Below are 26,621 nucleotides of genomic sequence, written 5' to 3' on the forward strand. Positions count from 1 at the left end.
ATGAGCATGAAAGATGTCTTTCTTTGTCATCCCCGCCGTACCGCTGTTGGCCGCTTTGGCGGCACCTTAGCCAGCGTGCGACCGGATGATTTCGCCGCGACGGTTTTCAAAGCCGTATTAGCAGAAGCGCCGGATCTTGACCCCGCCGCGATTGAAGAAGTCTTTATGGGCTGTGCCAATCAGGCTGGCGAAGATAACCGCAACGTAGCACGCATGTCGTCGCTGCTGGCGGGCATCCCTACTTCGGTGCCCGGTACCACTATGAACCGCTTGTGCGGCTCAGGTATGGATGCGGTAGGCACGGCGTTTCGCGCCATTAAAGCCGGTGAGATGGAGCTGGCGCTGGCAGGTGGCGTGGAGTCCATGTCCCGTGCGCCTTTCGTGATGGGCAAGGCCGATAACGCCTTTTCCCGCAGTCAAAAAATTGAAGACACCACCATCGGCTGGCGTTTAATCAACCCGCTGATGAAGAAAGCGTTTGGGGTGGATTCCATGCCGGAAACGGCAGAAAACGTCGCCGAACAGTTCAATATCTCCCGGGAAGACCAGGACGCCTTTGCGCTGCGCTCCCAGCAGAAAGCCGCTGCCGCTCAAAAGGCCGGGCGCTTTGCCCAAGAAATTACCGCCATTGAGATTCCACGCCGTAAGCAGGAACCGCTGATCTTCGATCAGGATGAGCACCTGCGGGAAACCACCCTGGAGAAACTCGCTGGTCTGCCCACGCCTTTCCGTGACGGCGGTAGCGTTACCGCAGGCAACGCCTCTGGCGTCAACGATGGGGCAGCGGCGATGTTGGTGGCCAGCGAAGCGGCGGTTAAACAGCATGGCCTGACTCCGATGGCGAAGATTATCGGCATGGCCACTGCTGGCGTAGAGCCGCGCATTATGGGTTATGGCCCGGTACCGGCAGTGCAGAAACTACTTAAGCGCACCGGTATCGCCATGGACGATATCGATGTGTTTGAGTTCAACGAAGCGTTCGCCGCTCAGGCACTGGCCTGTATGCGCGACCTGGGCCTTAACGACGACGATCCCCGGGTGAACCCCAACGGCGGTGCGATTGCGCTGGGTCACCCACTGGGCATGTCCGGTGCGCGTTTGTTAATGACCGCCGCACATGAGCTGCAAAACAGCGGCAAACGCTACGCGCTTTGCACCATGTGTGTGGGTGTCGGCCAAGGCATAGCAACGCTGATTGAACGGGTTTAACGGAGGCAATCATGGCATTTCATACCATCAACGGCCGCAGCGTGGCGTATCGCCTGCTTGGCGCAGAAGTGAACCCACTGGTTGTGCTGGCGCACCCTTTGGGCATGAGCCAAGCGGTATGGGATGACGTGATTCCCGCGCTGCTGCCCCGCTACCGAGTGCTGAGCTGGGATCTTCCCGGCCATGGCGCCAGTCAGGCGGTCAGTGGTGGGCAGATTACCCCTACTGACTTAGCGGCGGAGGTATTAGCGCTGGCAGAACTAGCGGGTGCTACACGCTTTCACTTTGCAGGTACTTCCATTGGCGGCGTAGTGGGCCAGCAGTTGATTGCCGAGCATAGCGAGCGGCTCCTCTCCGCCACGCTGACCAACACCGGCGCGGTGATCGGCAACCCTGATTTATGGAATACCCGCGCAGGTCGCGTACGCCAGGAAGGTCTGGTGGCGATGTCTCAAGAGATCGTACCGCGTTGGTTTGCCCCGGCAGCGTTTGAGGCAAGCCCCGCGCTGAAAGCAGGCTGGTGCACCCAGATGGGCCGTGGTGACGATGAGTCCTACGCCCAGCTGTGTGAGATGCTTGGTCGCGATACTTTTACCGGGAAGCTTTCAGGTAAGAGCGGCCCTCATAAGGTCATCCCTAAAAAGGTCAGAGTACAGCTATTTGGCGGCAGTGAAGATATGGCCACCCCGTCTGCAACGCTGAAAGCCCTAGCGGCAGAACTTGATGACGCACTGCTGGAAATTTTTGATGGCGTGGGCCATGTGCCTTCGGTAGAAGCCCCGACGCTGTTTGCGCAAAAGCTGCTCAATGTACTGGCGACTGATTTAGGTGATGTAGCCAACCATGGCGTGGCTTATACCACTGGCTTGGAGACCCGCAAACAAGTGTTAGGCGAAGAGCATGTGGCACGCTCCACCGCTAACGCCAACAGCCTGGACGCCCCCTTCCAGCAGATGATTACCCGGCTAGCCTGGGGCGAGCTGTGGAGCAACGACGACTTAACCCGCCGCGAGCGCAGCATGATCACCACCGGCATTCTCGCCGCCCTCGGTCGCGAAGAGCTCACGCTGCATCTTAAGACCGCCAAGCGCATCGGCCTTAGTGAGGGTGAGCTGCGCCAAGTGCTGATGCATGTGGCGATTTACGGCGGCGTACCGGCAGCCAATCACGCTTTTGCCCTCGCCAAAGAGCTGGGCTGGGGCGAGTAGCGAATTGAAATAATTGATGAGAGGTAAGGGTGATGACCCACGATAACAAACGCTTTGTGGCCCGTGACCGCAACTGGCATCCGCCTGCCTATGCGCCCGGCTATAAAACTTCGGTGGCGCGTTCGCCCCAGCAGGCGCTGGTAAGTATGCAGCAGCCAACAGCGTCTGAATTGACAGGCCCGGACTTCAGCCACCTACGCATGGGCCCCCACGATAACGATCTGCTGCTTAACTTTCGCCAGGACCCAAGCCATGCCGGACTGCCCCAGGGCGAGCGGATTATCATGTTTGGCCGGGTAGTGGATCAGTTCGGCAAGCCAATACCGCACACCCTAGTGGAGATGTGGCAGGCCAACGCGGGCGGACGCTATCGGCATAAAAACGATAAGTACCTGGCACCGCTAGACCCTAACTTTGGCGGTGTGGGGCGCTGTTTGACCGATGAGCATGGGATGTACCGCTTCCGTACTATCAAGCCCGGTCCTTACCCATGGCCCAACGATATGAACAGCTGGCGCCCAGCGCATATTCACGTCTCAGTGACTGGCCCTTCGATCTCTACCCGGCTGATTACTCAGATGTATTTTGAGGGCGACCCGCTGATTCCCCTGTGCCCCATCGTGCATACACTGAAAGATCCTCTTGCGGTTGAGACCATGGTTGGGCGGCTCGATATGGCCCACAGCAAGCCGATGGATTACTTGGCTTATCGCTTTGATGTGGTGGTGCGCGGCGAGCTGCAGACCTTCTTCGAAAACCAATAGCTGAAAATCAATAAGGGCAGGGGATACATCATGAATCAGCCTAACAGCCAGCCGACCAGTTCACTTATGCTACGCGAAACTGCCTCGCAAACTGCTGGCCCCTACGTGCATATTGGTCTTGCTCTCGCCGCTGCTGGTAATCCGGTGCGCGACGAAGAGATCTGGAACGAGATGGCTAAGCCTAATACCGAGGGCGAGCCTATCGAAGTCGTCGGTACTGTGATTGATGGCAACGGCGACCTAGTGCGCGATGCCTTTGTAGAAGCGTGGCAAGCGGATGCTAATGGTCACTATCAAGCCGATTATGACCTAAGCAAGCCGTTTAATAGCTTTGGTCGCACTGCTACTACCTTCGATCACGGTAGCGAGTGGTCGTTAACTACCATCAAACCCGGCGCGGTGAAGCACCCTAGTGGCCAGCTAATGGCGCCGCACATTAACCTGACGCTGTTTGCCCGCGGGGTGAATATTCACCTGCAAACACGGCTCTACTTTGATGACGAAGCTGAGGCGAACGCTCAGTGCCCGGTGCTAACGCGCATCGAATCACCGGCCCGCCGCCAAACCCTAATCGCCAAGCGTGAAGAGGTCGATGGCAAGGTGCGTTACCGGCTGGATATCCGCCTGCAAGGCGAGGGGGAGACGGTGTTTTTTGATTTTTGATTATGCCGGAGGGGCTCTAAAGCAATAAGGGCAGCCAGCGGGCTGCCCTTTTGTTATGAATACGAGGAAATGCTAAACCGGACAGCGTTGCTGTAAATCCATCGCCGCCTTATAGACCTCGCTGGCAGTGCCGCCAATATCTTCCAAGTAACCATCAATGGTTTGCTGTAATACAGGCCCCCATTCAGAGTCTTCGAGTGCGTTTTCGATGACGATAAACTCATGCCCTGCCTCTACGGCTTCCTGGCGTCCTTGGTGTATCAATTCATCGTACACCTCTGCTGCGCGCAGCGACCACTCCAGCCCGCTGTGGTCATCTATCACTTGCTGCAAATCGGCTGACAGGCTGTCATAACTGCGTTGGCTCATGGTGGCGAACAGGGATAGGTCATACAGGGGGACCTCGGTGTGGTACTGCGCCAGCTCGTTCAGCCGGAAGGTCTTCATGCCCTCCCAGTTAAAACTGAGGCCGTCGACCACACCACGCTGCATAGAGGTAAACACATCCGGTGCAGGCATACCTACCGCTTGTGCGCCGAGCCTTTCCAGCATATCACCCACCACCGGTGTGGGGCGCCGCAAGCGCAGTCCTTCGATATCAGCAGGTGCTTTAATAAGGCGCTCTTTGGTATGCAGGTACCCAGGGCCGGTGGTGAATAAAAACAGTGGTCGCGTATCGGCATACTCTTGCTCAAAGTGTCCTTGGTCATACAGCGATTGAAGAATACAGGCCCCTTGGCGAGCGCTTGATGAAACACCCGGCAGTTCAACCACTTGCGTCAGCGGAAAACGGCCTGCTGTGTAGCCCTGGGCAGAGGCGCCGATATCGGCAATACCCATTACTGCGCTTTCGTAAGTCTGGCCCGATCTGGCTAGTGTCTGGCTGGGATAAACCTCCACCTTGAGCTGGCCGCCTGAGGCTTCTTCAACGCTTTTAGCCCAGGCTTGAAACAGCTCACGGTCTACCATGGAGCCCCCCGGCCAAACATGCGCCACCCGAAGCGTGGTGCTGGCTTCAGCAAGGGGAGTGATGAGTGAAAACGAAACGGTGAACACACTAAACAGGCTAGCCTTGGCTAGAGTGCGGGGTATTTTTTTCATTGTCGTTATCCTGATTACTAGTCAACGGGGACACGTTTTTATGCTTGTTCTTGAGGCCGCTTTTGAGACCGTTTAAAGATCCAATACCAGCGTTTTGCTCTTCGCTCTGGAACAGCAGGGGGTGAACTGGTCATTGAGCGCATGCTCGTCATCATCCAGGTATAAATCCCGGTGGTCCGGCTCCCCTTCAAGCACACGGGTTAGGCAGGTACCACATACCCCTTGCTCGCAGGACACCATAATGTCGATGCCATTTTCAGCCAGGACCTGATAAACGGTTTTGTCTGCGGGTACTGTAAAGGCGGCACCGCTACTGGCGATACGCACCTCGAAACTACCGTCGTTGTCGGTGGTTATTGCAGCACCAGTAAAGTACTCGGTGTGTAAGCGATCACTTGGCCAGCCGCACTTTTTTCCTGCCGCCAGCACGGCATCAATAAACCCTGACGGGCCGCATACATAGACTCTGGCATCTGCGTCTGGCTCTTCGAGCAGTTTTGCAAGCTCAAGCGGCGGGGACGCAGCATCGTTATCCACATAGAAGTGCGCTCTATCGGAAAAGCTCGATGTCTTGATGCGCTCACCAAAGGCCATACGCTCGACGGAGCGGGCGCAGTAGTGCAGCTCGAAGTCTGCGTCGGTGCGTGCTAACCGCTCCGCCATACACAGTATCGGTGTGATGCCAATGCCGCCCGCCAGCAGATAGGTGCGCTTTGCAGGCAGCAGCGGGAAGTGATTTTTGGGGGCGCTGATAAGGAGTAAGCTGCCCTCTTTAATCTCATCATGCATGGCGATGGAGCCTCCCCTGGAGGCCTCGTCGCGGAGCACGCCGATCAAATAACGATCCTGCTCCTCTGAGTGGTTGCACAGTGAATATTGACGGATCAGCCCCTCTTTCACCTGCACATCAATATGGGCACCTGCGCTAAAGGGGGGAAGCGGCCGACCATGCGGGTCGGCAAGTTCGAAGGTGGCAATGCCAAGCGCCTCCTCATGGCGAGCTTTGACCTCGACGATCAGTGACAAAGAGGGATTCATACCTTTGTCTCCTCAGTTTGCGCTGCTTTCTCTTCTGCCAAGATTCGGTCAATAATCCGGCGTGCTTGTACACCTCCGCCATCAATATTGAGCTTGAGTAATTGCCTTTCCGGATAGAGCAGCAGGTTGCGCTGTTGGGCTTCGAGCATATCCAGGTCTTCGGCAAATATCTTGCCCTGTCCCTCGCGGATCTTATCGGTAAGCTCATGGTCTTCAGGTTTGAAGTTGCGGGCCATGCCCCAGAAGTACCAAATAGAGGTGTCGGTCTCGGGGGTGATAAAGTCGACCACAATACTGGAGGCTCTTACATTCGCTGGCGCCTTATCTGCGCCATGCCCCGCGTGAGCCACACCGACTTCGATGAGCACGTGGCTGGGAGGTGTAAAACGACAAACTTGCCAGCGGTCGACGGGCACATCGTCAGCAAGCCCATTGCCCCGCAGGGCAGCCTGCCAGAAGGGCGGTGCGGGTATATTCTCCATCTGACGGCTGGTGATAACTTCGCTACCGTTAACCGTTGTTTCTGGCGCTGCTTCTTCTATTTCCGGTTGTCCAATGCTGGAGGCGTGTACGTAGGTCTCATGGGTGAGGTCCATGAGGTTATCGATCATCAGGCGATATTCACACTGAATGTGATATAGGCCGCCACCGTATGCCCAGTCGGGGTTGTTGGCCCAGTGCAACTCAGGAATCAATGCAGGGTCTGCCTTGTCCGGGTCGCCAGGCCAAAGCCAAATAAAACCGTGGCGTTCTTCAACGGGGTAGGCACGAATGCTGGGGAACCCGCGGACACGTTGGCCAGGCATGCTGTCGCATTTGCCGCTGCAGTTCATTTCCAGGCCGTGATAGCCGCACACCAGTTTTCCATTACGCACAAAGCCTAGGGAGAGCGGTGCGCCACGGTGGGGGCAGAAATCCTCGACAGCGGCTGCTCGGCCCTCTTCTCCGCGGAAGAACACTAGAGGCTTATTGCAAATAGTGCGCCCTAGCGGCTTGTCGGTCAGCTCTTCGGGAGTGCAAGCAACGTACCATGTATTGACTGGGAATGTGTTTGAGGGAGGGAGGGTTTGTTGGGTCACGGTTAATTCCTTTTTGGTATTGTTTATTAGTAGCGTAACTGTTGTTATTGGATCCAAAGTAAAGACTATTAGGGTTTTTGTAGTCAATATAGACTTTTGTTGGATCCAGACTTTGAAGAGAATGATCTTGTTGATATGAGAGAAAAATAAATGAATGACAACGATAAAAGCCTGTTGAGCAGGCTGCGTAAATTGATCAGAGAAGGCCACTATTCACCGGGAGAGCGGCTGGGAGAGGAGGCTGTCGCTGAGCGGTTTGAGGTCTCAAGAACGCCGGTTAGGCTGGCATTCCGGACACTGGAGCAAGAGGGGTTACTGCAGAGAGCGGGTAAGCGGGGCTTTATGGTGCGCGAATTTACTGAATCGGATGTGCATTGTGCGGTCGAGGTAAGAAGCGTTCTGGAGGGGTTAGCTGCTCGCTTATTGGCAGAACAGGGCATGCCAGCTAGCGTTGGTGAGGAATTGAAGCATTGGATCCAAACAGGGCGGGACTTACTTGAAAAAGGCTATCTCCTAGAGACAGACATTAATCATTGGAGTGAAATAAATAGCCATTTTCACGGCACTATTATTCATGCCATTGGCAGCGGTGTGGTGGCGGATGCGATCGCCCGTAATAACCATCTCCCTTTCGCAGCGGCAGACTCGATCATCATCGATGGTGACAACTTAACGCGAGAGTTCAAAAAGTTGCAGCTCGCCCAATTTCATCATGAGCTTATATTCCAAGCGGTTAGTCGCGGTGAGGGCGCTCGGGCAGAGATGCTGATGCGCGAGCATGCGCTTATCGGCTTGCGCTACCCAGAGCTATTAGGCTCGGGCTATAGCTAATAAATACAGCCCACTGATGGCCGATGTGAACGGCACTTCTAAGCGGCCATTGGAGACGGTTTGGTCAACGTGCTAGCCGTATAGACCAATGTCGATTAGCTGAATGGCGAATTGTGGATTATCGTTGGTGATAAAGGCGAACTAATGTTCGCTATGCGAACATATAATAATCAACGATTCCTTGAGGCTTCCATGAAAACGATATTATCCCGGTGCGCGTTAGCAGCAACGATTGCCAGTTTTGCTGTTAGCACTGCGCAGGCAGCGACCTCTCTTCGCATGGCGCATTTCTGGCCAGGAGCTTCCGGCATCAATCAAGATGTCTTGCAAGCCTGGGCGGATACCATTGCCGAAGAGTCCAATGGTGATCTGGTCATTCAGATGTTTCCTTCCGGTACCCTAGCCAAGCCGGACTCTATTTATGAAGCGGCCGCCAACGGCATTGCTGATATCGGTGCTACCGCCCAGGGCTATACTGCTGGGCGTTTCCCGCTATCACAAATTGTTGAGTTACCGGGAGTTGCATCAACCGCCACGCAAGGGGCATGCGTACTGCAAACCCTCTACGATGATGGTCATTTAGCTAGCGAATACGAAGATACCCGTCCGCTATTTATGTTTACCACCGGCCCTGGTGGAATCCACACCATCGATACGGACGTGCAAACGCCTGCCGACCTGCAAGGGCTGCGCATTCGCCGTCCCACCGCTGTGGCGGGTGAAATGCTCGAGAATATGGGCGCAAGCCCAGTGGGCATGCCAGCACCGGATATCTATACCTCCATGCAGCGCGGTGTTATTGACGGTCTTAGCTTCCCGTGGGAAGGCCTGAAAGGGTTCCGCGTCAATGAGCTGGTGAGTTATCACACCGAAGTGCCGTTCTACACACTGATCTTCGTCGCTACCATGAACCAGCGTGCCTACGACCGTCTGTCGCCCGAGCAGCAGGCGGTCATTGATAACAACTCCGGTATGAAATGGGCGGAAAAGGCCGGTGGAGTTTTTGATCAACTGGACGTAGAAGGCAAGAAAGAAGCGGTTGATGCAGGCCATACCATCCGTGAAATTGAGAACCCCCTTGAGCACCCAGACTGGCAGGAGCCGCTACAAACCGGTATCGAAAACTACTTAACACAGTTGGAAGCGCGCGGTTTGAGCCAAGCCCGTGAGGTTTATGAGGCGGCGCTAGCGGCTAGCGAGTCTTGTGCTGCCGAGCAGGGGTAAGGTGCTATGCAGACGTCTTATCCTCAACACATTCTCTATAGGGCTAGCCATTGGCTGGCTCTCATTTGTCGTTTTGTCGCCGGCATTGCGCTGGTTGGCTTGCTGGTAGTCACGATGGCTGATGTCAGTACCCGGTATCTTTCCCGCGTAACGGAGGGCGCTATTGCATTCCGGGTATCAGGAAGCGTGGAGCTAGTCAGCTATTTGATGCTATTCGCACTGTTAGCAGCCATGGCGGCCAATGTTGAAAAAAGCCAAGTGGTGGTAGAGGCGTTTTCCCATGGCTTGCCGCAAACCATTAAGAATCGCTTACAGGGCGTTTATTTCCTTGGCTTTATGGTGTTGGGGCTTATTTTGTTTATCGGCTTATTGGACTCAGCGGCAGCGGCGGCTCGCCATGGCACGACCACCCAAGACCTGCGACTCCCCATGGGCCCTATTTACCAGCTCGCGGCGGTCCTCAGCTTGTTGCTAGGGCTACGTAGTTTTATCCATGGGGTGTTAGGCATTGTTTATGCCCGTGGTGAGGAGGCATCTCATGGGGAGTGAAACGATAGGTGCCATTGGACTAGGGTGCCTGCTGGTACTGATGATTCTACGTGTTCCCGTTGCCTTAACCATGCTGGTCGTGGGCGTAGTCGGGTTTGCCTACATTATTAGTTGGGATGCGGCCATTGCACAGCTAAAAACCGTGCCGGTGGAAGTGCTCTCCAACTACAGTTTCAGTGCGGTGCCGATGTTTATCTTAATGGGCGTTTTGGCTGCCCATTCAGGCATGGCCGGTAAACTATTTGATTCAACCCGGGTTATTTGCGGCGGCTGGAAGGGCGGTCTGGCGATTGCGGCGGTGGGCTCTTGCGGCATTTTCTCTGCGATTTCAGGCTCCTCGTTAGCCACGGCAAGCACCATGACTCGAGTAGCGCTGCCAGAAATGGAGCGCTATGGCTATAACCGTGGTTTAGCCACCGGCGCACTTGCCGCAGGCGGCACGCTGGGGATTATGATTCCTCCCAGTATCGCGCTGCTTATCTATGCCATTCTGACCGAGCAGTCGGTGGGCGATATGTTTATGGCGGGGTTGATTCCCGGCCTGCTAGGCTTGGTCATGTACGCATTGACAGTCACTGTTGTCATGCGGTTACGCCCCTCCTTAGCAGTAGCCGGTGAGCCGACAGCATGGAAAGAGAAGCTTGTATCTCTAACCGGCCTGGTGCCCTTCTTCGGCGTTTTCCTGGTGATGATTCTGGGCATCTACTTTGGTGCCTTTACGCCCACTGAAGGGGCTAGCGTAGGCGCGTTCGCCACCTTGATTTATGCCTTAGTGAAAGGCATGCGCGGCGCCCAGTTTTGGCGCAGTGTGCAGGAGACCTTAGCACTCTCGGCCGTTGTGTTTTTTATGCTGGTAGGGGCTGAAACGCTGGGTTACTTCATTTCTGTATCACGTATCTCCTTCTCCATTACTGATGTGCTCTATGGCATGGATCTCACGCCGATGGTAGTCGTGCTGTGTATTCTGCTGCTCTATTTTGTCCTCGGCATGTTTATGGATTCCATCGCCATGTTGGTGATCACCGTGCCAGTGGTGTACCCGATTATTCTGGCGATGGGCATTGACCCGGTTTGGTTCGGCATTATTACCGTGCTGACCGTAGAGCTGGGGCTGATGACTCCGCCGGTAGGGATGAACGTGTTTGTGATTAAAGCGATGGCGCCACATGTGGGCTTAGGCGAGATTTTTAGAGGGGTAGCTCCCTTCGTGGTTGCTGACTTAATACGCTTGGCACTGCTGATTGCTTTCCCCATTTTAAGCACGCTGTTTCTGCTCTAGGCAGCTTTATTAAGGAGTTAACGCCATGTTTACCACTCAATTGTTGTCGGCAGGCCAAGCCATCGCTGCCGAGAAATCCGCCACGTTTACCCGAGCGAATCCGCTCAGCGGTGACACCGTGACGACCGCTGCGGCGGCAAGTGCGGGCGACGCTAACGCGGCCGCCGATGCCGCAGGGCGAGCGTTTGCAGCATGGTCACAAACAGGCCCAGGCGCGCGCCGTGCTAAGCTCTTGAAAGCCGCCGAGTTAATGGAATCTCGACAGGGCGATTTCATTGACCGAATGGTCTCTGAGACCGGCGCCACGCCCGGCTGGGCGGGGTTTAACGTCAAGGTAGCCGCGGACGTGCTGCGTGAGGCAGCGGCGTTAACCACGCAAATTCACGGCGATGTTATTCCCTCTAACGTACCCGACAGTATGGCCATGGGCGTGCGCGTACCCTGTGGGGTTGTAGTGGGAATTGCGCCCTGGAATGCGCCGATTATTCTGGGTACGCGGGCTATTGCCACCCCGTTGGCGTGCGGCAATAGTGTGATCCTGAAAGCCTCTGAACAGTGCCCGGCTACCCACCACTTAATCGGTGAAGTGTTACAGGAAGCGGGGTTGGGTGATGGCATCGTCAATGTGATTACTAACGCACCGGACGATGCCGCTGACGTGGTTAGCGCGTTAGTCGCACACCCCGCCGTGCGTCGGATCAATTTCACCGGCTCTACCGGGGTTGGCAAAATCATTGCTGAGCAAGCGGCCAAGCATTTAAAGCCCGTGCTGCTTGAGCTGGGTGGCAAAGCACCGTTTTTGGTATTGGATGATGCGGATATAGACGCTGCCGTGGACGCGGCGATTTTTGGCGCGTTCTTTAACCAAGGCCAGATCTGCATGTCCACCGAACGGCTGATTGTCGATCACCAAGTGGCAGAGGCGTTTGTCGAAAAGCTCGCCCGCCGTGCGCAGGCGCTAACAGCAGGCGACCCGCGGGATGAAGGCAATACCCTAGGCACGTTGATCAACAGCGAAGCGGGTGAGAAGCTCAACGGTTTAATTGACGATGCGCTGGCTAAAGGCGCGCGGCTAGCGGCGGGGGGTAAAGCCGAAGGTGTGGTGATGCAGGCCACGGTGGTTGATGGCGTAACCAGCGACATGCGGCTGTATAGCGAAGAGTCGTTTGGCCCGGTCGTCGCAGTGATCCGTGTTGATGGTGAAGACGAAGCAGTGCGCATCGCCAACGATAGCGAGTACGGACTTTCCTCCGCGGTGTTTAGCCGTGATAGCGCCCGAGCTATGAAAGTAGCCGGGCGCTTACAAACCGGCATTTGCCATATCAATGCCCCGACGGTCCACGATGAGCCGCAAATGCCCTTCGGCGGCGTCAAATCCAGCGGCCACGGGCGCTTTGGTGGGAAAGCCGGTATCGAAGAGTTTACCGAACTGCGCTGGATTACCATGCAGCTCGGGCCGCGTCACTATCCTATTTAAGGACAGTCTATTTAACTTAACCTATCTAACTTAACCCATCTAAACTTAAACTGGCTAAGCTTAAAAGTCTGTCTAGCATAGCTGCTTTTTTAGCTTGGGCAATATGGTCAAGAGTGGTGATTCACCACTCTTGATAGCATTATGCTGCCGTCGATTTCGTTCACAAAGGAGGCTGACCATTAAGCCGCGATTATCGGTTGTGACACTGGCCGTTGCGTTACTGCTTGCAACCGGTTTGGCATTTGCCGAGTCGCCAACCCGCTTTGAGCATTGGGTGCCCTCTGGCTGGAAGCTCATCTCAAGTGCAACGGGCGATTTGAACCAAGACGGTGCCGATGACGCGGTGCTCGTGGTCGAGGAGGTGAGTGCTGAAAACCTATTTGAGAATGACGGGTTCGGGCCGCCTGTTCTCAACCTTAACCCCCGCCGTCTTATCATATTGTTCAATACGCAGGACGGGTACCAGGAGTTCATAACCCGGGACAACCTGCTGCCGAGTGAGCACAATCAAGAGGTTCCGTGTTTGGAAGATCCGTTGCTAGGCGAAGGTGGGATCTCGATAGAGCGCGGGCGAATCATCGTCGAGCTAGGCACTTGGCTTAGCTGTGGAAGCTATGGTGTCTCGCGGCAGACATTCACCTTTCGGCTTGAGAGCGAACAATTCAGGCTAATCGGCTATGACTACTCAGCGTTTTCTCGCAACTCGGGGGAAATGACGGAGACTAGCGTTAACTACCTAACGGAGCAGAAGAAAACCATAACCGGCGGCAATATGTTTGAGGAAACGACCCCTTCAGCATTATGGAGCCGAATCGCTGAACCTCACCACTTCTATCTTGAGGATATATCCCTCGACTGTCACTCAAGAAATAGCCCTGGCTGTAACTGGTATCGCTAGGCAGTGTAGATAGCAAGATACTCATTTGTTCGCTACTTCGGGTGCACCCAAACCAACGATGGCACAATGCAAGAGTTAGATGTCAAATCACGGCTCCTAAAAGAGAGGAGATCGCTGCCGTATGTCTGAGCATGACAATGTTTATGAAAGTCCTACGTTGCATATGAGCGGCTGTGCTCTTATGACTGGGCATGCTGGCGCAGTCGAAAATCCCGTGGTGACAGGGTGGTATTACGTTTAAAAAAGCGGGTGAAGTAGGCAGGTTCAGAGAAGCCTAAGTTATCGGAAACTTGGCTTATGGTCATATTGGTGTAGGTGAGCTGGCGCTTGGCTTCTAACAGTAAGCGCTCATGCAGCAATTGCAGGGCACTGCGCTCGGCAAGCTGGCGGCACAGCATATTTAAGTGTGCGCTGCTCACCCCTATCCGCTCGGCTAACTGTTCAATGCTTGGCTGTTCACGATAGTGCTCTTCGATTAATGCTTGAAAGTTCTCAAGGTGCTGACGCCCCTTATCGCTTTGGCGTGGGCCATGCCGCTTTGCAACTCTGTCTGGGTAAGTGGTAAGACGTGACAACTCGACGACTAACGCCTGTACCAGAGCTTCAAGCAGCTGGTTTCGCCCAGGTGCCGGTTGGCGGTACTCCTGATCGATCTGAGTGACCAACGTGGCAATTCGCTCGCTTTGATGCGGAAGATTAAAGCGGAAAAAACCAGCTTTTTTTAGCGCACTGCTCTCACCCATTAGTTCATGTAAGTGATCCGCCAGTGGTTTGGCCAGAGTAATAATGTGCCCTTGTACATCCGGTGAAAAGTGAAAACCATGGATGGCCATAGCGGGAACAATAATGGCGGAGGAGTGCTGCAACTGATGGTTTGCTCCCTCCAGGGCTAACTCAACGCTACCTTGGCTGATAAACAGGATATGCACCAAATCTGCATGTCGGTGTGGGCGGATACGCCAGTTATGTAGCTGGCTGCGCTCAGGTATGGATTCGCAGTGGAGCAAATCCGGCGTGGGCCAGTGCTGGGTCTCGCCATAGAGCTTAAATATCGGAACGGACGTGGCGGGTGAGGCTGCCATCTCTACCTCTCAACGCTTTATGTTAACGGCGCTTGATTTTAACAATGCTCGATTTAAACGATGCGCAATTCCACCTATAGGTAACTTCAGCTACGACTAAGGTTGGGTGGTGATGCGCTAAAAGTCCAATAATTATTTTAAATTATGCCTTATTGTGCGGCCTGTTTCATTGAAAAATACAAGCTATAAGTTTTTATAACAATGAGGCATCCCCAATGAAAACGCAGGTTGCGATTATAGGTGCAGGCCCTTCTGGCTTATTGCTAGGCCAATTGTTGCATCGCCAAGGCATCGATAACGTCATTGTTGAACAGCGTAGCGGTGAGTATGTACTTAGCCGAATTCGTGCTGGTGTACTCGAGCAGGGCATGGTGGACTTACTACGCGAAGCGGGCGTTGATCAGCGCATGGATCAAGAGGGTTTACCCCATGACGGTTTTGAGCTTGTTTTCGACAATCGCCGCGTGCGTGTTCCGTTGGCGGAGTTGACCGGCGGCAGTAGCGTTATGGTTTACGGTCAAACCGAGGTAACGCGGGATCTGATGGAGGCCCGTGCCGCCGCAGGCGCGGTAACGCTCTATGAGGCGGAAAACGTTCAGCCCCATGATCTTGAGAGTGACAGCCCGTATCTAACCTTTGAGCACAATGGTGAAACGGTCAGGCTCGACTGCGACTATATCGCCGGTTGCGATGGTTATCATGGCGTATCACGCCAATCGATTCCTCAGGACCGCATCAAGGCGTTTGAAAAGGTGTATCCGTTTGGTTGGCTGGGGATGCTGTCTGATACGCCACCGGTGTCCGATGAGCTAATCTACGCGCGCCATGAACGCGGCTTCAGTCTCTGCAGCATGCGCTCCGCTACCCGCAGCCGTTACTACCTGCAAGTGCCATTGGACGAAAAAGTGGAAGAGTGGTCTGATGAGCGCTTCTGGGAAGAGCTAAAACGCCGCCTCCCGGAAGAGGTCGCCGCCAAGCTTGTGACTGGGCCCTCCATTGAGAAGAGCATTGCGCCACTGCGTAGCTTTGTGGTCGAACCCATGCAGTACGGGCGGTTGTTTCTGGTCGGCGATGCCGCGCATATTGTGCCGCCTACCGGTGCTAAAGGCCTTAACTTAGCGGCCAGCGACGTCAACACCCTTTATCGCCTAATGGTGAAGGTCTACCAGGAAGGCCGCACGGATCTGATTGAGCGCTACTCGCAAACCTGCCTGAAGCGCATCTGGAAAGCTGAGCGTTTCTCCTGGTGGATGACCTCTATGCTGCATAACTTCTCTTTAGACAAGAGCTCTGATGAGGACGATTTCAACAGCCGCATGCAGTTGGCCGAGCTGGACTACGTAACCAACTCTAAAGCGGGGATGACCACCATCGCAGAAAACTATGTTGGCCTGCCCTATGAGTCCCTTGAGTAGAATCTCACCAGAGGCTCTTCGTCGTAGGTTTGGAGCAAGCTGCCATGCTACAGGTGATGCTGGTTAAACTCGATGTTTAAGGGTTCAAGGCAGCTGTGGCATTGCTCGGGCCACTGGCAACGTCTTTAAGTTCGACGTGCCGAATTTCTTCAACATCAGTTAGGTCATCAAGATCGAAGCGAATGTAGTTGAGGCTGTCGTAGGTGCGTATATAGAGTTGCCGCTTCTGGAGATTAGTCAATGAAATCCACGTCGTGTATTCAGAGGTGTAAACGCGGTTGTGATTGACCCCTGGAGCGGTAATGTTTTCAATAGAATCACGAAAACGATTGTCTATGGTAATACCGCGAGGCCGATCAAAGTTATTCATCACATGCGACAGCGTAGTGATTGCACTGTCAGCATCATCAGCTTTCTCAGCAAAATGTGAGTAGTAAACGGCACGTACAAACCGGCCGACAGACGTATTAGAGGCTGGCAGTCCTGCGGTTGCTATTCCTGAGTCCGGCTGCTCAAGTTTTACCCCGTTAATCTCAAGCTTGGATTGATCTATGTTACTCATGAACGTGTAGTTGTTCATATTGGTCATATGCCAGGAAAACTCGGGGCCGTTAGTCATGACACCTAGAGGATTATCGATGACGTTTTTCTCGCCGTTAGCAAACTCTATCACTATTGATTTACCAGTAGCGTCGTGCAGAGCGTAATGGAAGGGTGTTTTCATCAAACCAAGAGGAAGCAGAGATGTAACCATGACCGGTTGCTCTTCCAGAGCCTCTTTCACTTCGGCCACAGTGTCAAACTGAGACAGCGTCCATTCGCCTAGATCGATCGCCGATAATACAGCCTGGGTGTTATCGACCATATCTACAGGCCCTTCTGCGCTTGAAAAGGCCAGCAAGCTAAAAGTTAGTCCTTTCTCGTTAACGCCTTCGACCACTTTGACATCCCCTGATACGGGGTCAGGCATGCCGATTGACAAAAATGCGTTTTGGCCAGTGAACTCCAGTACATGATGCTTATCAGCCTGTGACCCAAAAGTGGTTCCCGCTGGATAGTAGGATACCTTGTAGGGCAGCTCCATAGGCAGCTCTAAGGTGCGCCCAGCATAGAACTGATTATTCGAGTCGCCATACAGAAGAGAGGTACAGGCTAGGACAGCGGGTGCCAGGGCAGTGCAGGCAATCGCCATACAAGCTGCCGGAAATTTGAATTTGGGAAAGCGCAGCATTAATTATCTCCTCACAGCATTAATTGAGATCTACAGTTTCTGGAGTTGATTACTCCTTGGCACGGCAAGGTTCTTCAACACAGTAGTGAACGTTAATTGCGCATTGCCTGCCGGAGTATCACTACTCTCAAATGCGCGGTCTGCCATGTTACTTAGCTAGTGGTTTAGATGAGTCAGGTTGGGTAGGGAAGTGGTGTGTGATGCAGCCCTTTATTGAGTTGTTTGCCTGCTGCGAGTGCTCTCATAAAATGTGTCTTTCACATTAAAAGTAATGCAAGAAAATGCTTTTGCCAAAAATAATTAGGAATATCGTCAATATAGCTTGCTCCGGCAGGGTAGCCGAGCTTTTGTAGGGGGACGACTAGGTCGCAAAAGACTCTCTCATGACGAACGGTTTTTTTGAGCTATTCTTTCTCAGGGAACAGATTGATTTACTATGAGAAATCACTCACTTCACTCTTTTTTAGGCCCACCTGTTGAATTTCAAGGGTTGACAGTCACATGCGATTCCATGTCAGTGTGAGTCCTCAGGGAAATTTATATGGCACGATAATTTTGCACACAAGATGTCGATATAAAAACTCAACACATACCTACCATAGCTGGTGAGCTTGATCGGAATCCCTGTCGCTTCGGAGAACAACAAAAGGGAGTATGCGATATGGTCACGTGGGAATGGATTTTGGAAATGCTGCGCGAGCACCCGGAGTTAGCGATTTTTCTCACGCTTGCCGAGGGGGAGCGGTGATCGCCATACATGAGGACAACAATCTGCTTGTTAAAGGCATGGGCATTGAATTTAGTCCGAGTCAGCGCTATGACGCCTACTATGGGATCATCGACTTCGAGTTTTGGCTACGCCACTATGTAGGCGAAGAGTATGTAGGCGAAGAGTATGTAGACGAAGAGATTGTTGACTGGGTCAAGGCTAATATCCACCCACTCGACATCAGCTTCAAGCTTGCTGAGCACCATGGGATCGTGCTGCTCAAAAGTTCTGGGTTCGATGCGCTGAACTGGTCGGCGCGCGTCTCTTTCGCCAATCTAGACGACGAGTCCTACGCAGCCATCGGACGTTCGGTTCGGGCCATCGCTAGCGGTTATGTTCAGGCATATCAAGCATTTAAGGGAGCAGTGAAAGCATGATTCCAGCCGGTAGGGTAGGCCACCCACTTTATTTTTGGTCGGCGATCCTGCTGGTGCCAATAATGCTTACGGGGTGCTCAATGCAGGCCCACTCGCCGACGCTATCCCTGTATGGCTCATTTTTTCCTGTCTGGCTGATCGCTGCTCTACTTGGCGTGATCTGTACGGTTGTCTTACGGTTGTTATTCATACGCATCGGGCTACATGAACATCTGCCGATGCCGCCGCTGACCTATCTCAGCGCGACAATCCTCAGCGGCATCATGATCTGGGCGTTCTGGACAGGGGGGCTAGCAATATGACCAACCAGAACGATATAAGTAACCAAAACGATGTAAGTAACCAAAACGATGTAAGTAACCAGAACGATGTGAGCGACCAGAATGCTGTACCTGCACCGCCCAGGCCTGGATTACGCGCCCCCCTCGCACGTCTGATCGGCTTCGCGCTGATTGCTGGTGCCATCGCTGCTATCGTCTTTGCAGCCATGCAGCGCGGCACCACCCTGCGCACCGACCATGCCTCGGTGAGTGCCACGATCGTGCCCGTATCGGCCAATGTTCCGGGATCTATCGCAGAGGTATTCGTTGGGAACAATGTCTTCGTGGAAGCAGGCGAGCTGCTGTTTCGCATTGACCCGGAGCCTTACGAACTGCGTGTGGAGCAGGCGCGCGCCATGCTGAGAACAGCCGAAGCTGAACTCGACACCGGCGGTCGCTTACTCGCCACCCAGCAGACCAATGCCGAGATTGCCAATCGCCAGATCGATCGTGCCCGCAATCACGTAGATCTTACCCGTCAGACGTTGGAACGACTCCAGAACCTATTGCCACGGGGCATGGTGACTGCCCAGCAAGTCGATATCGCACGTACGTCTCACGAGGATGCCCTGATCTCATTGGATGAGTCACTGAGCCAGCAGCTGGCAGCGCAAACCATGATCGGGACGCTTGATGCCCCTCAGGCACAAGTGGATCTGGCACGAACCAGTCTGGCGCTAGCCGAACGCGAGCTGCGCAGAACCGAGGTGCGTGCGCCGATCTCCGGTCTCATCACCGGGCTCGATCTTGGTGTTGGCACTTATGTCGTTACCGGCGTTTCGCTGTTCTCGCTCATCGACAGCGAGGACTGGAAAGTCACGGCCATGTTTCGCGAAACCGAACTACCGCGAATTCGCATCGGAGCACCGGTTGATGTCTTCGTAATGTCGGCGCCGACACAACGCCTGAAAGGTCGTGTACAAAGCCTCGGCTACGGGGTCAGAACCACCGATGAGATAAGTATTCTCGGTATGCCAATCATCGACAGTTCAGTCGACTGGGTCCGGGTTGCTCAGCGTTTCCCAGTCACCATTCATCTTGAGGAAGCACCCGAAGAGCTGATGCGTGTCGGTGCCTCCGCTTCTGTCATCATCCACTCGGCTGATGAGTATGAGTAGAGACTCCGCAGTGTCGACTCGCGGGGTGCTAAGCCTGATCCTCGACGATCTCCGTCCTTATGCCGGGCGCTTGGAGATGACACTGCACATCGCTTTGTTGTGTGGACTGACTGCGATTGTTGCAATGGCTCTGCAAGTGCCTCTGACGCTGCTCTCCTGCTATCTGATCTTCCTGATGTACCGAGACAACGCAGGCGAGAACATTGCGATTGGCGTCGGCTTGATCCTCGCGGCGACTGTCATTATCGCTTTGAGCATTCTGCTCATGATGTTCGTGGCCGATGCACCAGCCCTGAGATTGGCGATGATGGGGGTGGTGACCTTCGGCTGCATGTGGCTGGCGCGCGCCAGTAAGCTGGGTGAACCCGCCGGCCTGCTGGGTTTCATCATCGTGTTCATCCTGTCGTTCTACGACTATATCGCCATGCCTGAACTGGTGCTGCGCGGCTTGTCTTGGGTGTGGATGGTGGTCTTCATACCGATGGTACTGCTGGTTGTCCTCAATGTATTTGTCGGACGCAGCCCGCTACGCTTGGTGCACGAGCGGTTGCGTGAGCTGCTGCATGAATCAGCGCGCCTCTCCGAAGGTGGCGATCCTGCCCGAGCCGACCGGTTGCTGCGGGATGGTAATGCAGAGGCCGAAAAGCACGCGGGTATAGCACGTATGCTGGCTCAGGTATCGAAAGAGGAGCATGATCGGCTCGTGGCAGAGCTCGCGGCGAGCTTTGGTTTGCTCGCTACAGCTCAGGCAGCGATAGCCGCAGGCCACCCCGAGCCAGAACTGGCGCCCGCGCTGCGCCGGATGGCTGAGGGGGAGGTGCCGGCCTTGCCTGCGGGCGGAGGCCCGGTTGCCGACGCTGCCCGTGCCCTTGTCACTGCTCGCAATGCCGCTAGTGTCACTGCCCCTACGAAGCCCGAGGCCGGTAGCTCGTTTCTGAAACCGGATGCTTTCGCTAATCCTGTCTATACCCGCTTTGCGTTAAAGGTGCTGCTTGCTGTTTTTCTGACCTATGCCTTGTACACCAGCATTGGTCTGTTCGAGATCCATACAGCGATGGTGACTTGTTTTGTCGTCGCACTAGGCACCTCCGGCGAGACTTTCCACAAAAGCACCCTGCGCATCATTGGCTGCCTGATAGGGGCTGCGATGGGGGGCTTCGCTGTTATCTTTGTGATGCCACACCTGGATGATCCTGGTCACCTGTTCCTGCTCATCGCGACGGGCAGTCTGATCGCTGGCTGGGTAGCGACGGGATCCTACCGTGTGCAGTATGCAGGCTTTCAGATGGCACTCGCCTTTTTCATCTGCGTTCTACCCGGGTCACCGCTGGAATTCGGCCCGAACTATGATCTCTCAGATGCGGGCTATCGAGTGCTCGGCATTCTCGTGGGGATTGGCATTATGGGGCTAGTGTTCTCGCTGATCTGGCCGGAGAGTGCGAATGATACCCGCGATAGCGAGACCGACGCCGCGCTCACGGTAATAGCCGAGGTGCTCCGCGGCGAGGAGCGTCTTGATGATGTGTACCGCCATATCGGTGCTGCACGCCACGCCGAGGAGGTCATGACGTTCGAGTGGGCTGTGCCCGCTGCCAGCCGACAGACAGCCGGCGCCAAGCGACTCGCTGCCACCGAGCAGCTGGCGCGGCTGCTGCCGCTCATGAGCGGGAAGAACGCAGTGCTCCTGGCCAATGTTCTAGAGACATCTGCTGGGGGCAAATCGGCTACTCCCTATGTAGCCATTAATGCAACCGGTGACGCCATACACGACCGCGCACGAGTTCTGGTCGGGATACTGACAGGAGAAGGGAAAGCGAATGAGAGTTGAGTTTCATCGAATCGCGCTTGTTACGCTTTGTGCCGGGATAGTGGGTTGCGCGCAACAGACTATCCACCCAACCTCGCCCGACGCCTCGACCCCCATAGGTGCTGTACGAACGCAATCTGGTGCTGCGGACTTCTCGCTACCCGCTGGTTTGTCACTGGCAGAGGATCCTGTATCTACACTCGTCCGTCCGCAGATATCAAACGATTTGTCAGTCACAATCGACCCTCAACGCATCTACACGCTCCCAGAGCTGATCGACATCGCCCAGCGTAACAAGCCCGCTACCCGAGCGGCTTGGCTGAGAGCCCGGGAAGCCGCTCTAGCTGTGGATGTGGTAGAGGCAACGTATTTGCCACAGTTGTCTGCCAACGTGCTGGCAGGTTTCGCAACGACTTCGCAATTCGAATCAGCCATCCCGGAACTTGGCATTGGCACAGGGCGATTGACGGCAACTGGGCATCAGGTTGTGCCTAATCTTGCGGTGGAGTGGCTGCTGTTTGATTTTGGCACGCGGGATGCTGCTCTGGAAATTGCGAAACAGGCCTCTATCGGTAGCAATATCGCTTTTCACGGTGTTCATCAGAGAGTCATTTTCGAGGTCAGCGAGGCCTATTTCCAGCTCTCTGCAGCACGAGCGGAAACGCACATCGTACGGGAACGATTGGAGGACGCTCACACCTTGCGCAGAATTGCTGAAGGCAGGCTCAAAGAAGGCTTGGCGATTAGGGTAGAAGTGGCTCAAGCCCGACAGCTCGAGGCCCAAGCACAGTTTGATCTGACACTGGCTGAAAGCAGAGAGGACAAGACACGGGCGGCGTTGATGCATGCCATGGGGTTATCGCCCACAACCTCTATTCAGGTAGCGGACCTCGCTGATCGGCGGCTGCCGAAAGAGGTCCCAATGCCGCTTGATGAACTGATTGGGGCCTCGCTGGCGCAGCGCCCTGACATCCAAGCGGCGTTGACCCAGGTGCGGGCTGCCCGCTCAGAGGTAGATTTGGTGGCATCGGCATCCCGGCCCAAAATTGCAGCTGTGGCACAGGTCGGGCGGGCTATCGGTGGCTTCAGTCTGCACGACAGTCGCTTTGGCGAGCGAGCCTCTATGAATCGATCGCTCGACGAAGCTATGGCTGGCATTGTGTTTACCATGCCGCTGTTCGATGGTGGTCGACGCCAAACTCGGCATGCCCAGGCACGCATGCAAGCCGAAGCCGCCGAGCAGGATCTCCTGGAAATCCGCAACCTGGCCGCCCAGGAGATTGTCGACGCGTACAGCCTTTTGCACAGTAGCTTGGCTGCCTACACGGCCTCCGGCCCACTACTCGAAGCTGGGCGTGAAACCTATGAGACTGCTCTCGGTCTTTACGAAAATGGCCTTGCGTCGATGGCTGAGGTCAGTCAGTCAAAAATCGCGCTGAATGACGCTCGTCTGCTTCAAGCGCAAGCCTTTGCCGACACCTTTGCTGCTGCGACCGGCCTCGCCTTTGCGACAGGCCGTCTCACCAGCCGCGATGTACCAGCCCGGTTATGATGCTGTAGCCTGTGCGATTTAGACGGCTGTGGCGATCTCACTCAGACTGTGTAAACCACCTTTCGGCGGGCGGCTCGCTAATCCGGTATCGACACACTTGACATGCGGTCGCTTGACTCCCTGCGTATTGTGGGCAAAAGCCCTACCCACACCGGGGCTCGGTGAAGGTATTGATGCGCCAATAACTCGTTGTCCATAGACATCTTCCAGTCCATATTGCGCCCGGTCAGTATGCGCTCCTCCGGCCCCAGGTAGACCACTCGTGTGCAACTCTCGGCCTTACTAGCAACCAGCATACCCAGTCCCAGCACAGCAGCGCAAAGGATAAAAGCGAACCGATAACATGGTAAAGCTCCAACGCTAGCAAGCTGTAAGCAAGCAGACTGTGTACCTGTGATGTAATACAACTAGGTCCGTGAGCATGGATCGAACCGCTCAGTAGCCAACGTAGTTTGAAAAGCGCCTCGTAACCAGTTTTTATTGAATACGGGTATTTATCGAGCCCCAATTATGTGTCACGTGAACAGCAATTTGCGGCAGCGGTGGGCGACAATGGCCACGATTATCATGGCGAAAGCGAGCCCGCCGTAGAGCAAAATATTATGGGTGAGCGTAGCGTGGGTGGAGTTGTGCAGGAGACGGGTGGTGTGGGCTGCGGTGTAGCCGACGTAAGTCATGACGATTGCTTGTGGAATCATGCCGAGGTTGGCGATTAGGAAGGTAGCGTAGGGGATGCGCGTGGCGCCCATGAGATAGGCTATCGGTGAGGCAGGCAAGGGGGTAGCCCGCAACAGGATAAGCAGGCTAGGCTGGGGTTTATGGATGGCTTCGCGCAGGCGGTGCAGGCGGGGGCGGGTTTCGGCCCAGCGGAGGAATCTGCTGCCGAGAAAAAAACGACCAATGGCATAGTCTAGGCACTGGCCGAGGTAGAGCCCAGCGATGACATATACCGCTGCTTCAGGTAGCCCGAAAACTGCGCCGCCAGCCAGAGCGAGCAGATCGAGCGGCAGACAGAACACACTCAATACCATACCGAAACCAATCAAATATAATGGCCCCCATGCACCTTGCGCCTCCACCCATGCTTCCATCTGTGGCAAATGGGGGGCGAGCCTGTCCCCGGCGACCACAAGTCCGACCACCAGAAGACTCAGGATAAACCCGCGCGCCCACATGGTCGAAGTGATGTAGGGGAGGCGTTTGGAGATGGCCGTGAACGTGGATAGGGTAATCATGTTTAAGCCAGTTTGTACCTTTTCAGCATTAGTACGGTGCGTTCAATAAGCCTATACGCCTTACTCCCAAGTGCCAGTAAAACCCGCCCTCCGACTCTAAACGCCATGCCTCGCCGTACTACTGGGGCCGTGATTCGACCTCGTATCGAGTTGATTATCCACAGAGCCACAGGCTTGACAGGTTTGCACTTGTGTTACTAGTGTCTTATTGGCTAAGGCGACTTTGTTTCAAAAAACAAAAACAAAAACGAGGGAGCGACATGTTCAATTTTTCTTCTTTGCTAAGTGTCTCGGTAAGTGCCAGATCTTGGGCGCTTTCAGCCGTTGCACTTCTCGCCTCTGGCAGTGCCACGCACGCGCAAGCTGAGGAAACAGCCGCAGAGGGCGGAACCCTGCGGACTCTCGAACAAGCAGGCGAGCGAGCCATTGGCAGCGTCTTCGAGTTCATCGAGCCGGTGACTGAACGTGGCATCGAAGGTGCCTTTGCCTTCCTCGACGCGCAGCAATGGGTGTTCATTCTGCTCGCGCTTGCCATCGGGTATCCACTCGGGCGGCTCAAGCTAGGCCCCATTTCTCTTGGTTCGACCGCCAGCACGCTGCTTGTCGCCGTCGTGATCTCCATGACTGCGCAAGTTGCTTTCAATATGACTTATGCGATTCCAGGTATCGTTGCGACCATCTTCCTGTCGCTCTTCATGTATGCGCTGGGGCTCGGGGTCGGTCCCAAATTCTTTGCCGGCCTGAAATCCGGAGGCTTGGCGGCGATAGTCTGTGGGGTGATCATCTGGTCGTTGAACTGGGTGATTTGTGTCGGTGGCGCGCGTCTTGCCGGGCTCGAATCCGGCTTCGCGGCGGGGTTGATCTCGGGTAGCTACACCATCACGGCCGTCCTTGGGGTCGCGGAATCTGCCGTACAAAGCGGCTCGGCAACGGTGCCAGCGGGCATGACCGCCGATGAGATTGGGGCTAACATGGCGGCGGGCTATGCCGTCAGCTACATCCTGTCGAGTGTCGGAATCATTCTGCTCATGCGCTATCTGCCCGCGATGTTTGGGCACGATCCTGTCGCAGATGCGACAAAGGCCGAAGACGCCTTTGCTGGTTCCGGCACGCATGCGCTTCCGGGCACACCGCATGCGTTCTTGCTCGGCTATATGCCATTCGATATCCGCGCCTACAAGGTCGAGAATGAGAGCCTAGTCGGAAAGAGTGTCAATGAACTTTTCGAAGCCCACCCGCAGGCCCCTATCCTGCGGGTGGAGCGCGATGGTGAGACCATTGACGCACTCGATAACCCGATAATTCACAAAGGCGATATCGTGACTGTGCGCGCAGATGTGCATGACATGATCCTGCACGGCAACGAGGCCGGGCCGGAGGTCGACGATCCGGTTGCTCGCGACATAACCATCGAGTCCGCAGATATCGCGGTATCGTCTTCCGAGATTGCTGGCAAGACCATTGAGGAACTTGCAAAGACCTCGCTCGCCTACGGTCTTCGGCTGATCGCGATTTTCCGGGCGGGACAAGAGATACCGATCGGGCCGCAAACCGATATCCGCGTAGGTGACGTAGTGCGACTTACCGGGCCGGACAGTTGCATCGAGCGGGCGGGCAAAGCTCTGGGCAGCAAAGTTATTACCGAAAAGACTCTGGCGACAACCGAAGTCATGTATATGGCGATCGCCATGGTGGTTGGCTTCATCGCAGGGACGTTGAGTGTCACGATCGCGGGCATTCCCTTCGCACTCGGTACCTCAGCTGGCTGCCTGCTTGCCGGTATCATGGTTGCATATTTACGCAGCCGTAACCCGCAATTCGGTGGGCCGGTATCCGAAGGTGCACGCAGTTTTCTGCAGGATATCGGCCTCAATGTGTTCGTCGCCGTACTGGGCGCGAATACTGGGCCGAAAATCATTTCGGCTCTAGGCGGCGATACAGTCATTTGGCTCGCCTTGATAGGCATCACAGCGGCTCTTCTACCAGTAGTTGTGGCCTTTTTCGTTGCTGACAAGTTCTTCAAACTAAACTCTGTGATTAACGCGGGAGCCTGCGCGGGCGGGCGCAATTCGACGCCGAGCCTGAATGCGGTGCTTGAGCAGTCTCAAAGTCAGGTGGCTGCCGTGCCGTTCCCCGTATCCTACGCCATAACGACCGTACTTGCCCTTGTCGGCGGCTACATTGCGCAGATCTTGTCTTGAGGGGTGTAGAGGCAGCCGCCAGCGCATGGCCCAGCCACATGGGGTCGTGCCCACCTATGCCGTCCATGGCAGAGGCTGACGCACCCTGCATTATTGCACTTGGCGAACGCGATCACCTGTCGGGCAATCAAACCGACACCCTGAGAAAGGCAAAAGTTGCGTGACCCTGCCTGCGCCGGGCGATTCCGGAGCGT

Annotated in this window: 23 protein-coding genes; 17 read left to right on the forward strand and 6 right to left on the reverse strand. The window is 55.0% G+C overall.

Annotated features, from left to right (window positions below; all coding sequences use genetic code 11):
• The first annotated feature begins 6 nt into the window (after window positions 1-6).
• Genes pcaF through pcaG form a run of 4 tightly spaced genes read left to right on the forward strand, consistent with a single transcriptional unit; the run spans window position 7 to window position 3,844 of the window.
• Complete coding sequence (gene pcaF / locus CPA45_RS07730) at window positions 7-1,209, forward strand: 3-oxoadipyl-CoA thiolase (protein WP_096651025.1); 1,203 nt, start codon at window positions 7-9, stop codon at window positions 1,207-1,209.
• 11 nt (window positions 1,210-1,220) lie between these two features.
• Complete coding sequence (locus CPA45_RS07735) at window positions 1,221-2,417, forward strand: alpha/beta fold hydrolase (protein WP_096650978.1); 1,197 nt, start codon at window positions 1,221-1,223, stop codon at window positions 2,415-2,417.
• A 32-nt stretch (window positions 2,418-2,449) separates the two neighbouring features.
• The gene (pcaH, locus tag CPA45_RS07740) at window positions 2,450-3,181 is read left to right on the forward strand and encodes a protocatechuate 3,4-dioxygenase subunit beta (RefSeq protein WP_096650979.1); all 732 of its coding nucleotides are present in this window, start codon (window positions 2,450-2,452) and stop codon (window positions 3,179-3,181) included.
• A 30-nt stretch (window positions 3,182-3,211) separates the two neighbouring features.
• Window positions 3,212-3,844, forward strand: coding sequence for a protocatechuate 3,4-dioxygenase subunit alpha (gene pcaG, locus CPA45_RS07745; RefSeq protein ID WP_208858466.1), 633 nt, complete (start codon window positions 3,212-3,214; stop codon window positions 3,842-3,844).
• A gap of 72 nt (window positions 3,845-3,916) precedes the next feature.
• On the opposite strand, the gene CPA45_RS07750 is transcribed toward pcaG, so the two are convergent.
• The 3 genes from CPA45_RS07750 to CPA45_RS07760 all read right to left on the reverse strand — a co-directional run bounded on the left by CPA45_RS07750 (window position 3,917) and on the right by CPA45_RS07760 (window position 7,062).
• The gene (locus CPA45_RS07750) at window positions 3,917-4,945 is read right to left on the reverse strand and encodes a TRAP transporter substrate-binding protein (RefSeq protein ID WP_096650980.1); all 1,029 of its coding nucleotides are present in this window, start codon (window positions 4,943-4,945) and stop codon (window positions 3,917-3,919) included.
• A 72-nt stretch (window positions 4,946-5,017) separates the two neighbouring features.
• Complete coding sequence (locus CPA45_RS07755) at window positions 5,018-5,983, reverse strand: PDR/VanB family oxidoreductase (RefSeq protein WP_096650981.1); 966 nt, start codon at window positions 5,981-5,983, stop codon at window positions 5,018-5,020.
• Entirely contained in the window at window positions 5,980-7,062 is a 1,083-nt protein-coding gene (locus CPA45_RS07760; RefSeq protein WP_096650982.1) for an aromatic ring-hydroxylating dioxygenase subunit alpha, read from the reverse strand. The genes CPA45_RS07755 and CPA45_RS07760 overlap by 4 nt, the downstream gene beginning before the upstream one ends.
• Before the next feature lie 150 nt (window positions 7,063-7,212).
• Between CPA45_RS07760 and CPA45_RS07765 the strand changes: the two genes are divergently transcribed.
• From CPA45_RS07765 to CPA45_RS07790, 6 genes are all read left to right on the forward strand, one after another.
• Window positions 7,213-7,893, forward strand: a complete 681-nt coding sequence (locus CPA45_RS07765) for a GntR family transcriptional regulator (protein ID WP_096650983.1) — start codon at window positions 7,213-7,215, stop codon at window positions 7,891-7,893.
• A gap of 192 nt (window positions 7,894-8,085) precedes the next feature.
• Window positions 8,086-9,117, forward strand: a complete 1,032-nt coding sequence (locus tag CPA45_RS07770) for a TRAP transporter substrate-binding protein (protein WP_096651027.1) — start codon at window positions 8,086-8,088, stop codon at window positions 9,115-9,117.
• Between the two features lie 6 nt (window positions 9,118-9,123).
• Window positions 9,124-9,666 carry a TRAP transporter small permease gene (locus CPA45_RS07775; protein WP_096650984.1) on the forward strand — a complete coding sequence of 181 codons (543 nt, stop codon included), beginning with the start codon at window positions 9,124-9,126 and terminating at the stop codon, window positions 9,664-9,666.
• Entirely contained in the window at window positions 9,656-10,945 is a 1,290-nt protein-coding gene (locus tag CPA45_RS07780) for a TRAP transporter large permease (RefSeq protein ID WP_096650985.1), read from the forward strand. Before CPA45_RS07775 ends, CPA45_RS07780 begins: the two co-directional genes overlap by 11 nt.
• Before the next feature lie 25 nt (window positions 10,946-10,970).
• On the forward strand, window positions 10,971-12,422 hold the full coding sequence (locus CPA45_RS07785) for an aldehyde dehydrogenase (protein ID WP_096650986.1): 1,452 nt from the start codon (window positions 10,971-10,973) through the stop codon (window positions 12,420-12,422).
• Between the two features lie 199 nt (window positions 12,423-12,621).
• A complete protein-coding gene (locus CPA45_RS07790) occupies window positions 12,622-13,320 on the forward strand; it encodes a hypothetical protein (protein WP_096650987.1) in 699 nt (232 codons plus the stop codon).
• A 179-nt stretch (window positions 13,321-13,499) separates the two neighbouring features.
• On the opposite strand, the gene CPA45_RS07795 is transcribed toward CPA45_RS07790, so the two are convergent.
• Window positions 13,500-14,402, reverse strand: a complete 903-nt coding sequence (locus CPA45_RS07795; protein WP_096650988.1) for a helix-turn-helix domain-containing protein — start codon at window positions 14,400-14,402, stop codon at window positions 13,500-13,502.
• A 215-nt stretch (window positions 14,403-14,617) separates the two neighbouring features.
• On the opposite strand from CPA45_RS07795, the gene pobA reads away from it, so the two are divergent.
• On the forward strand, window positions 14,618-15,817 hold the full coding sequence (gene pobA / locus CPA45_RS07800; protein ID WP_096650989.1) for a 4-hydroxybenzoate 3-monooxygenase: 1,200 nt from the start codon (window positions 14,618-14,620) through the stop codon (window positions 15,815-15,817).
• Between the two features lie 76 nt (window positions 15,818-15,893).
• Here pobA and CPA45_RS07805 read toward each other — a convergent pair whose 3' ends face one another.
• On the reverse strand, window positions 15,894-17,048 hold the full coding sequence (locus tag CPA45_RS07805) for a linear amide C-N hydrolase (RefSeq protein WP_096650990.1): 1,155 nt from the start codon (window positions 17,046-17,048) through the stop codon (window positions 15,894-15,896).
• A gap of 744 nt (window positions 17,049-17,792) precedes the next feature.
• Here CPA45_RS07805 and CPA45_RS07810 point away from each other — a divergent pair.
• The 5 genes from CPA45_RS07810 to CPA45_RS07830 are packed head-to-tail and all read left to right on the forward strand — an operon-like array spanning window position 17,793 to window position 22,991.
• The gene (locus CPA45_RS07810) at window positions 17,793-18,194 is read left to right on the forward strand and encodes a PLP-dependent aminotransferase family protein (RefSeq protein ID WP_096650991.1); all 402 of its coding nucleotides are present in this window, start codon (window positions 17,793-17,795) and stop codon (window positions 18,192-18,194) included.
• The gene (locus tag CPA45_RS07815; RefSeq protein ID WP_096650992.1) at window positions 18,191-18,496 is read left to right on the forward strand and encodes a YtcA family lipoprotein; all 306 of its coding nucleotides are present in this window, start codon (window positions 18,191-18,193) and stop codon (window positions 18,494-18,496) included. Before CPA45_RS07810 ends, CPA45_RS07815 begins: the two co-directional genes overlap by 4 nt.
• Window positions 18,493-19,632, forward strand: a complete 1,140-nt coding sequence (locus tag CPA45_RS07820) for an HlyD family efflux transporter periplasmic adaptor subunit (RefSeq protein ID WP_096650993.1) — start codon at window positions 18,493-18,495, stop codon at window positions 19,630-19,632. Before CPA45_RS07815 ends, CPA45_RS07820 begins: the two co-directional genes overlap by 4 nt.
• Window positions 19,625-21,460: an FUSC family protein gene (locus tag CPA45_RS07825; RefSeq protein ID WP_096650994.1), complete on the forward strand. Its 1,836-nt coding sequence runs from the start codon at window positions 19,625-19,627 to the stop codon at window positions 21,458-21,460. The genes CPA45_RS07820 and CPA45_RS07825 overlap by 8 nt, the downstream gene beginning before the upstream one ends.
• Entirely contained in the window at window positions 21,450-22,991 is a 1,542-nt protein-coding gene (locus CPA45_RS07830) for a TolC family protein (RefSeq protein ID WP_096650995.1), read from the forward strand. The genes CPA45_RS07825 and CPA45_RS07830 overlap by 11 nt, the downstream gene beginning before the upstream one ends.
• 515 nt (window positions 22,992-23,506) lie before the next feature.
• Here CPA45_RS07830 and CPA45_RS07840 read toward each other — a convergent pair.
• Complete coding sequence (locus CPA45_RS07840) at window positions 23,507-24,226, reverse strand: TVP38/TMEM64 family protein (RefSeq protein ID WP_096650997.1); 720 nt, start codon at window positions 24,224-24,226, stop codon at window positions 23,507-23,509.
• Window positions 24,227-24,486: 260 nt separating this feature from the next.
• On the opposite strand from CPA45_RS07840, the gene CPA45_RS07845 reads away from it, so the two are divergent.
• Window positions 24,487-26,427 (forward strand): aspartate:alanine exchanger family transporter, encoded by a 1,941-nt coding sequence (locus tag CPA45_RS07845; protein ID WP_096650998.1) that lies wholly within the window; start codon window positions 24,487-24,489, stop codon window positions 26,425-26,427.
• Window positions 26,428-26,621 lie beyond the last annotated feature (194 nt).

The sequence above is a fragment of the Vreelandella nigrificans genome, from assembly GCF_002374315.1.
GTDB lineage: Bacteria > Pseudomonadota > Gammaproteobacteria > Pseudomonadales > Halomonadaceae > Vreelandella > Vreelandella nigrificans.

Coding starts and splice junctions, on each gene's coding strand:
- CPA45_RS07845 (WP_096650998.1), top strand. CDS start 24,487: ATGTTCAATTTTTCTTCTTTGCTAAGTGTCTCGGTAAGTGCCAGATCT.
- CPA45_RS07735 (WP_096650978.1), top strand. CDS start 1,221: ATGGCATTTCATACCATCAACGGCCGCAGCGTGGCGTATCGCCTGCTT.
- CPA45_RS07785 (WP_096650986.1), top strand. CDS start 10,971: ATGTTTACCACTCAATTGTTGTCGGCAGGCCAAGCCATCGCTGCCGAG.
- pcaF (WP_096651025.1), top strand. CDS start 7: ATGAAAGATGTCTTTCTTTGTCATCCCCGCCGTACCGCTGTTGGCCGC.
- CPA45_RS07765 (WP_096650983.1), top strand. CDS start 7,213: ATGAATGACAACGATAAAAGCCTGTTGAGCAGGCTGCGTAAATTGATC.
- CPA45_RS07750 (WP_096650980.1), bottom strand. CDS start 4,945: ATGAAAAAAATACCCCGCACTCTAGCCAAGGCTAGCCTGTTTAGTGTG.
- CPA45_RS07815 (WP_096650992.1), top strand. CDS start 18,191: ATGATTCCAGCCGGTAGGGTAGGCCACCCACTTTATTTTTGGTCGGCG.
- CPA45_RS07825 (WP_096650994.1), top strand. CDS start 19,625: ATGAGTAGAGACTCCGCAGTGTCGACTCGCGGGGTGCTAAGCCTGATC.
- CPA45_RS07795 (WP_096650988.1), bottom strand. CDS start 14,402: ATGGCAGCCTCACCCGCCACGTCCGTTCCGATATTTAAGCTCTATGGC.
- CPA45_RS07805 (WP_096650990.1), bottom strand. CDS start 17,048: ATGCTGCGCTTTCCCAAATTCAAATTTCCGGCAGCTTGTATGGCGATT.
- CPA45_RS07770 (WP_096651027.1), top strand. CDS start 8,086: ATGAAAACGATATTATCCCGGTGCGCGTTAGCAGCAACGATTGCCAGT.
- CPA45_RS07775 (WP_096650984.1), top strand. CDS start 9,124: ATGCAGACGTCTTATCCTCAACACATTCTCTATAGGGCTAGCCATTGG.
- CPA45_RS07840 (WP_096650997.1), bottom strand. CDS start 24,226: ATGATTACCCTATCCACGTTCACGGCCATCTCCAAACGCCTCCCCTAC.
- CPA45_RS07820 (WP_096650993.1), top strand. CDS start 18,493: ATGACCAACCAGAACGATATAAGTAACCAAAACGATGTAAGTAACCAA.
- pobA (WP_096650989.1), top strand. CDS start 14,618: ATGAAAACGCAGGTTGCGATTATAGGTGCAGGCCCTTCTGGCTTATTG.
- pcaG (WP_208858466.1), top strand. CDS start 3,212: ATGAATCAGCCTAACAGCCAGCCGACCAGTTCACTTATGCTACGCGAA.
- CPA45_RS07830 (WP_096650995.1), top strand. CDS start 21,450: ATGAGAGTTGAGTTTCATCGAATCGCGCTTGTTACGCTTTGTGCCGGG.
- CPA45_RS07780 (WP_096650985.1), top strand. CDS start 9,656: ATGGGGAGTGAAACGATAGGTGCCATTGGACTAGGGTGCCTGCTGGTA.
- pcaH (WP_096650979.1), top strand. CDS start 2,450: ATGACCCACGATAACAAACGCTTTGTGGCCCGTGACCGCAACTGGCAT.
- CPA45_RS07755 (WP_096650981.1), bottom strand. CDS start 5,983: ATGAATCCCTCTTTGTCACTGATCGTCGAGGTCAAAGCTCGCCATGAG.